Below are 8,808 nucleotides of genomic sequence, written 5' to 3'. Positions count from 1 at the left end.
CGACAACGCGTCGGGGCGGGCGCGGGCGGGGCAATGGACACGGGCACGCATGCGATGGACGCGCTCGGCGGCTCAACGCTGATCAATCTCGTCGATCCAGACATTCTCACGCGCGAATGCAGGCTCGCAGGGCTTGAAATCGAAGAAGCCGGTTTCGAGGGGCTCGCGATCGACGATGCAGAAGTGGCGGGTAGTGGTGGTCTCGAGCATGCAAGCGTGATTGCCGTGAAGCCGATGTGTTAGGCGTTGCATTGTCTTGCTGCATTGTGTCGTCCGACGTGGGGCGGCCCGACTTCCAACCTTCTATTACGGATTCCGTCGATGTCTGCTACCCAAGAAGCTCGATCGATTGTGGATGTCATTCGCAACTTGCTGGCCGAAGCACTCGGTGTTGAAGCCGCTCAGATTGGTGCTCAAAGGACGTTTTTCGAACTGGGTCTTACGTCGCGCATCGGTGTGATATGGATGGCGCGCATCAACAAGGTCTATGGCCTCTCGATGCCAGCAGTGCGCGCGTACAACTATCCGACGCTGGAGAAGCTGGCCGGCAGGATTCAGGAGGAGCTTGCCGCGCGCGCAGCGGGTGCGACGGCGGCAGGCAAGGTCCCGGCGATGTTTGGCAAGCGCGGCAATGCCGGTGGGCGCAGTCAAGGGGTGGGTGTGCAGCCGGCGGAAAACAGCATGGCGGTGCATCACGGTCGTGACACGCGCCCCGCAAACGCGTCTTCAGCGCGTCGTGCCATTACATTTGCAAAGTCTTCCGGGCGCGGGACTGTGCGCGGTGACACGGCGATTGCGATCGTCGGCATGTCCGGCTGTTTTCCGCGTGCGCGCAACAAGGTGGAGTTTTGGCAAGCCATAGTCGAGGGGCGAGATTGCGTGAGCCGCGTGTCGCGGCCATACTGGAAAATGGGTTCGGTGTACAGTCCAACTCCGCAACCGAGGCGGACCTATTCGGAATGGCTCGGCGCAGTCGACGACATCGATCGGTTTGATCCGCTTTTCTTCAACATCTCGCCTGCCGATGCAGACCGGATGGATCCGCAGCAACGGCTGCTTTTGCAGGAGGCATGGCGCTGTCTCGAAGACGCGGGCTTGCGTGTCGACACGCTAGCAGGTCGTCGCTGCGGCGTGTTCATTGGCTGCGGCACCTACGGCCAAAGTCAGAACGGGCAGGATTTGAGCGCGGCGGGTTTTCTCGGCGCAAGCCCGTCGATTCTCGCTGCGCGGATTGCGTACTTGCTCGATCTGCGCGGTCCGTGCATCACGCTAGATACAGCCTGCTCTGCGTCGCTCGTTGCGATCGCGCAAGCATGCGATAGCCTTATGCTCGGCGATAGCGATCTTGCTCTGGCAGGCGGCGTGTCGATCTTGGCCGATCCGTCGATTCACATCATGGCGAGTCAGGCTGGCATGTTGTCGCCGCAGGGCCGCTGCTTCAGTTTCGATCAGCGCGCGAACGGCTTCGTGCCGGGAGAAGGTGTGGGTGTCGTTGCACTCAAGCGATTGGATGACGCGCTTCGGGATGGCGACCACATCTACGGCAAGGTGATCGGCTGGGGCATCAACCAAGATGGTAAAACAAACGGCATCACCGCGCCGAGCCAGGCATCGCAATGCGAATTGCAACAGATGGTGTTTCGCAAATTTGGTATTGATCCGCGCTCGATCGGCCTAATGGAAGCACATGGCTCCGGCACGAAGCTGGGTGATCCGATCGAGGTGGAAGCGCTCGTTGACGCGTTTCGCTCATTCACCGACGCCACTGGCTATTGTGCGCTGGGTTCGGTGAAAAGCAACGTGGGGCATTTACTTGCGGCGGCGGGCGTCGCGGGGTTTTTCAAGGCATTGCTCGCGCTCAAGCACCAGACGCTGCCGCCGTCCATTCATTTCGAGACGCTAAATGAGCATATCAAGCTCGACGGCTCGCCATTTTTCATCAACACGACCGCGCGGCCGTGGCTTGCCGATGCGTTCTGTTCGCGGCGCGCGGCTGTCAGCTCGTTCGGCTTTAGCGGTACCAATGCGTACGTGGTGTTGGAAGAGCACGAGGCCGCGCCGCGCGCCGAGCAGTCGGCGCAGCCGCCTGCGCGCGAGGTGATCGTCCTGTCCGCGCACGACGACGAGCGCCTGCGTGTCTACGCACAGGCGCTTGCCGACGCGATTCGACGCCCGGGCTATGGCGGCGAGCCGCTACGCATCGACGACATCGCACATACGTTGCAGGTGGGTCGAGCGACGCTTGATGCACGGCTCGCAATCATCTCCGGTTCCATACAGGAGCTGGCGGCCAGCTTGGCTGCGTTTATCGCGGGACGCAACGACGATCCGACAGTGTTCCACGGCCGCGTGGCGAATGGCGACGATACGCTGATCGACACGAATGATATCCCGACGATAGTCGAACGCTGGATCGCAGGCGGTCAGCTTGACAGGCTTGCGCAGTGCTGGGTCAAGTATGGCTTCGACTGGCGAGGTCATCAGACGTGGCGCGCGCGCATCGCGCGTCGGATCGATTTGCCGACTTATCCGTTCGAGCCTCGCCTATGCGAGATGCCCGTGTTCGGGCTTGCCAGTCAGCGCATAGCGCAAGACGCCGTGTCGCCGCTCGTTCATACGAACATTTCCACGTTCGACCAGGTTGCCTTTAGCTCAACGTTTGATGGCACTGAGTTTTTCTTCGACGATCACGTCATTGTCGAGCGCAAGACCTTGCCGGGCGTCGCGTACCTCGAAATTGCTTGCATCGCCGGATGCATTGCGACTGGTAAACGAGTTTCGGCACTGAGAAACGTGGTTTGGCTCAGACCGTTTCAAATCGATTCGACATCAGCGACGCTCGTCATTCGTGTGAAGCGCAACGGCAAACGGATGACTTTTGAAATCGTTGAGCGTGCGCTGCAGCAGGAACGGTTGTGCGCGCAGGGCGAACTTGCGTTCGATGACGCTGGCACGCGAGGCTTCGTTGCACTCGATGAGCGACTTTTGCACGCAACATTCGTGGGCGGCCCCGACGACTGCTACGCGCGTTTCGACGCGCAAGGCTTTGCCTACGGTCCTGCGTTTCGAGGTATTCGTGCGCTATACCAAAGTGGGGCCGACCTCATTGCGCGCATCGAATACCAGCACGATGCGCGCATGCGGTACGAGCGTGGCGGCGATGTGCTCTCGGATCACTATACGTTGCTCGATGGTTTTGTATTGCATCCGGGTCTGCTTGACAGCGCGTTTCAGCCGTGCATTCGCTTTTGCGAGGCGCGGCATCCGACGCGCACGTTCATTCCGTACGCGCTTTCCGACATCACCGTGTTCGACAGCCTGCCGGCGCGCTTCTACAGCATCGCGACGCTCAAGCACATCGATGATGAAAACGCGCATTTCTCGATCGAGATGGTCGACGACACAGGCGTGCCGCTCGTGCGGATCGACGATCTAATGCTGCGTCCTGTCAACGCGGTACGTCCAGCCTATGCGCCGGAGCATCCCATTCATCTGTACCGGATGGACTGGACCGACGCTGCGTCATACGTCGGTGCCGCGACTCGAGAGCGAGCGCGCAAAGACGCGCGGCGGCTGGTGTTCCTTCCCGCAGGCTTTGCGATGACCGGAAACGCGCGCGAGCAGGATATCGTCGTTTGTCCAGGACAGGGATTCGGCGTGCTTGGAGAGCGCCGATACGAAATTGACCCGCGCTCAGCCGCTGATTATGCCCAACTTTGGGAAGCGGTCGTACGGCCGATGCAGCCGCTTGAGATCGTGCATGCGTGGGCGCTGGCGGACGAGCCATCGCCCCACGACGAAGCGGCAGCTGTCGAGCGCACTGCGGATCGACTTGGACGCAGCTTGTATTCGCTGACGTACCTCGCACAGCAGCTTGTCCGGCATCGCGCGCTCAAGCAAAGCGCACTGCTATGCGTGCATCGCTGCGCAGGCGGTTATGCAGCACCCGCGCATCTTGCAGTCAGTGGATTGTTGCGTAGCTTCGCTGTCGAGCAGCCTGATCTACTCATACGCTCGGTTGGCTATGAGTCGACAAATGCGCACACCCTAACGCTCGACTCGCTCGTGCAACGTGAGCTTGCGATTCCTCACCTGCAAGGTGAGGCGATCGAAATCCGTTATGCGGGAGATCAGCGTCTCGCGTTGACCGCTCGCCATATGGCCGACGCTGGCTTGGAACACGATGCATCGGGCGCACCAAAGGCACTCGGCGTGGGAGGTGGCGTGCAGATGACAGCGCGGCTCCGAAAGAGCGGCGTTTATTTGATTTCGGGGGGAGCGGGTGGCCTGGGGCTGATGCTGGCCGAAGCGCTCGTGCGGCGGTATGACGCGCGCGTCGTGCTCACCGGACGGACCGTGTTCGAGGCGCTGGCCGCCCCAGTCCGTGAGCGTATTTGCGCACTCGGCGACGCGCATGCGCACTATATCGTGGCCGACGTCACGCACGAGCAAAGCGTCGCCATGCTTGTCGACGCAGCACGCGCACGTTTTCAGCGATTGCACGGCGTGTTCCATTGCGCGGGAGCGATGGCCAATGCCGCCGTGACTGACAAGACGGCGGACGCGATCGCGCGAATTGTCGAGCCGAAGATTCTCGGCGCAATCCTGCTCGATCGAGCGACGTGTGATGACGCGCTCGATTTGTTTGTTGTCTATTCATCCATCGCGTCGGTCATGCGCTTCGCCGGTCAGACGGATTATGGGTACGCAAACCGCTTTCTCGACGGCTTTGCCACACATCGGCAGGCGCTTGTTCGCAAAGGTTTGCGCAACGGCCGCACATTGTCCGTCGTCTGGTCACTTTGGCGCGACGGGGGAATGACGCTCGACGACGCGAAGGTGCAGTTGCTCGAGCGCTTGCATGGGCTCGTTCCGCTCGATGCGAGCAGTGGCTTAAACGCGCTCGAGGCCTGTTTAGTCGATAACGCCAACGTGTCTGCGGATCATGTCGTTGTGGTGCGAGGGCGTGCCGACGAGATTGAGGCGAACTGGCCAGAATGCGTTACGCGTGAACATCAAGATGCGCCGCCGGCGCCGCGCGCAAAGCCGACGTGCGCGGGTACGCTCGCGGATCAGGTGCTCGCCGAGTTGGCAACATTGTTAAAGCTTGAAGCATCCAACATCGATCCGGATAAAAATCTAATGCAGTACGGCCTCGATTCGATCAGCGCAATGGTGCTGATTAACAAGGTCAACGATGCTTTCTATATTTCCGTTCAGCCGGCTGCGTTGCTCAGGCACCCGACGCTCAACGAGTTTGTCGCGCATCTGCAAGCGGAACATTGGGCAGAATGCGGCGATGCCGATGCCCCGAACGCGAGCGTGGCGAGCTTGGCAGCTGAGTCGGTAGTTGAGCACGACGGTGATGTGGCGCTCGACGTGCGCCAGGCAGATGTCGCTGTTCAAGAGCGGGGAGACGCGGATGCTAAGTTCGCTTATCCGGATCCGTATCTTGCTCCGATTGTCACGCCGTCGGAAGGGCTGGCGGCCGTTTACCCGTGGCCAATGACACGCGGTCAACACGCGTTATGGTTTCTGCATCAACTCAACGGTGCAAATTCAGCGTATCACATTGCGGTCACATTCCGTCTGCGTTCGCCGCTCGACATGGCGGCCTTCGAACATAGCTATGCCGAGCTGTTGCGTCGCCACCCTGCGTTGCGTGCCAATTTCCGCAATAAAGAGGGACATGCCGAACAGCTTGTTCGTGAGACGATTGAGCCAGACCTACGTCGTGTGGATTGCGCGGGAATGTCGACCGATGCAATTCTAGAGGCGATGCAGGATGCGCACCGTTGTGCGTTCGACTTGACGCGGGACGCGTTGAGCCGGGTTCGTGTGTTTGTGCGCAACGAGTCGGATGCGTTCGTGCTGTGGACGGTCCATCATCTTGTGTCCGACGCATGGAGCCAGTGGGTCCTGCTCGACGAATTGCTCGCTAGATACGCCGCGCGGCGGCGTGGCGAAGCGCTTGAACTTGCGCCGCTCAAGCACACCTTCGCCGATTTTGCAAACGACGAGGCCCGCTTTCTTGCATCCGACGCGGGACGGCGTCAAATCGAATTTTGGCAACGCCAGTTGGGCGGCCAGATCCCAGTGTTGAATCTGCCGACTGATTATCCGCGCCCACGCGTACAGACGTTCAACGGTGCGTCAGTGCCGGTCGTTTGCGACACTAGCATGAGTGACGCACTGAGGCAGCTCGCACGGCAGCAGGCAGTGACGCCGTTCGCCGTGTTGCTCGGCGCATACCAATGTTTGCTCGGCCGCTATTCGGGCGAGCGCAGCATTTGGGTTGGCTCGCCTGTGTCCGGTCGTATTGACGAGCAATACGCCGATCTTGTCGGCTATTTCATCAACTCCATTGTGCTGACGGCGGATCTTGGCGCAAATTTAGCGTTCAGCGAGTTCATACAGCAACAACAGCGTATTGTTGTCGATGCGCTTGAGCATCAGCGAGTGCCGTTTTCGAGGCTCGTCGAGCTATTGAACCCTAGCAGGGAAGGTGGGCGTACACCGCTGTTCCAGGCTGAATTTGTCTATCAGAAGGCGCATAAGACGGGCGAGTTGATCCGTATCCTGTCGCCGGAGGCAGGCGTCGCGATTGAATACGAAGGCTTGCAGCTTGAGTCGGTGCCGTTTGCGCAGCAGGAAGGGCAGACCGATATTTGCCTTGAGATGACGCAGATTGATGAGCGCTTTGTCGGATCGTTCAAGTTCAATTCGGATCTGTTTGCACCGGCCACGATGCGAAGCATTCGCGATGGCTTCATGACGCTTCTTGCCGCCGCTGTCGCGCATCCCGACACACCGATCCACGCGCTGCCGATTGGCATGCTCAAAGGGAGGGTGAGCGGCTTGACGCATCTTGAGGGACCTCGTGGACCGTCTGTGCGCTCGACTGTAATGGAGCTCATTGAGCAGCAGGCGGCCGAGACGCCCGATGCACAGGCGGTCATTGATGGCCACACGGCTTGGACATATCGCATGCTAAACGAGCGTGCGAACCGGATCGCACACCATTTGCGCGCACGCGGCCTTGCGCCCGGGGGGCGAGTGGCGCTGTGTATGCGACGCTCGGCCGATGTCGTCGCGACACTTCTTGCCGTAATGAAAGCGGGCGGAACCTACGTGCCGATGGATGCGGCATTTCCGGTTGAGCGTTTGCAACTGATGCTCGATGATGCAGCGCCAGCTTTGGTTGTTACCGATCACGAGGCAACGCTGCCTAACAGCCTCACACTCGGCGGTGCGGCACTTGTTGACCTCGACGCGCAATCGGACGAAATTTCCCTTTGTCCGGCGACCCCTGTATCCGTCACGGTGCCCTTGGATAGTATCGCGTACGTCATCTACACGTCGGGTTCGACCGGGCGTCCGAAAGGCGTGCAGATTCCACATTCGGCGTTGACCAACTTCTTGCTGTCGATGCGCGATAAGCCTGGCATGTCCGCGCGAGATCGGTTGCTTGCAGTGACCACCATCTCGTTCGACATCGCTGGGCTCGAGTTGTATTTGCCGCTCGTGTCGGGCGCGGTCGTGGTGCTCGCGTCGCGCGATGACGCGATGGACGGATTAGCATTGCAGCGTCGATTGGCTGAACATCGGATCACCATGATGCAAGCAACGCCGACCACCTGGCAGATGCTTGTCGAGTCGGGTTGGCAGGGGGCGCCTGGATTCACGATCCTCTGCGGTGGGGAGCCGCTACCGCGTGTGCTTGCGCAGCGATTGTCACGATGCGGCGCACGCGTGTGGAATCTTTATGGACCGACCGAAACGACGATTTGGTCATGCATCGGTCTTGTCGTGGACGATGGCGAGCAGGCGGTCGAGCCGATCGGCGAGCCGATCCGTAACACGAGTCTGCATATCGTCGACGACGCGCTACAGCCTGTCTCGGCTGGGACGATCGGCGAACTGTGCATTGGTGGTGACGGCGTCGCGACAGGTTATTTGAACCGCCCTGAGTTGAACGTGCAAAAGTTTGTCCAGACGCGCTGGGGGCGACTCTACCGTACGGGTGATCTTGTGCGGCTCACGCATGACGGTAAGCTGGAATTTCACGGGCGTACCGACCATCAACTCAAGATCCGCGGGTTTCGCGTTGAAGCGGCCGAAATTGAACATTTGATCCGCTCGGACGAACGCATTGCCGATTGCGTGGTGACAGTCTGGAACCGTTCTGCCGAAAGCGGTGTTGAGGGGATTCTGACCGCTTATCTTGTGATGAAGCAGCGCACGTCTTGGACGGATGCAATCAAAGCGCAGTTGCGCGAACGCATTGGCCACGCGCTGCCTGCGTATATGGTGCCGTCGGTGTTCGTCGTGCTTGACGTCTTTCCGCTCACGCCTAACAACAAAGTTGACCGCAAGGCACTGCCACAGCCTGATGCGGTGAGTCCATCCAATGCGTTGAGCGTGCAGTTCACGCACGCATCCCATGCGCAGCCCGCTGGCCGTGACGGTACCGTGGAAAACGATGCGCGCATCGAGAAACTATGGTGCGAAGTTCTACAACTGGATAACGCGCCGGCCGACAGCCATTTCTTTGTGTCGGGAGGTACGTCGTTTAGCGCGTCGCGGCTCATGTATCTGCTGCGTCGCGATTTGGCCATCACCGTTCCAGTTAGCCTGCTGTTTGAACATCCGACGCTGGCTGATTTCTCGCGACAGGTGCGCGTGCTGATGCCTGCCGTGCCGCCTGCGGCCGACGCGAACGACCCGCTCCTTGAAATTTTAGAGCGCGTCCGACACGGCCATCTGAGTGTCGATCATGCCACCCGTCTAATTGATGAGATCCAGTGA

General features: G+C 60.0%; 2 protein-coding genes. Both read left to right on the top strand.

Annotated features, from left to right (window positions below; translation table 11 throughout):
• On the top strand, positions 1 to 243 hold a 243-nt coding region (locus KQH60_RS14335), incomplete at its 5' end, for a hypothetical protein (RefSeq protein WP_237577088.1).
• Between the two features lie 78 nt (positions 244 to 321).
• Positions 322 to 8,808, top strand: coding sequence for a non-ribosomal peptide synthetase (locus KQH60_RS14330; protein ID WP_237577087.1), 8,487 nt, complete (start codon positions 322 to 324; stop codon positions 8,806 to 8,808).

Source organism: Mycetohabitans sp. B8, assembly GCF_021991875.1.
In the GTDB taxonomy this organism is placed as follows: Bacteria; Pseudomonadota; Gammaproteobacteria; order Burkholderiales; family Burkholderiaceae; genus Mycetohabitans.
Note: the sequence above shows the minus strand (reverse complement) of the source record. Positions and strands in the feature narration are given on the sequence as shown.

Excerpts from the sequence above, each read along its gene's own strand:
- KQH60_RS14330 (WP_237577087.1), top strand. The coding sequence starts at position 322 with ATGTCTGCTACCCAAGAAGCTCGATCGATTGTGGATGTCATTCGCAAC.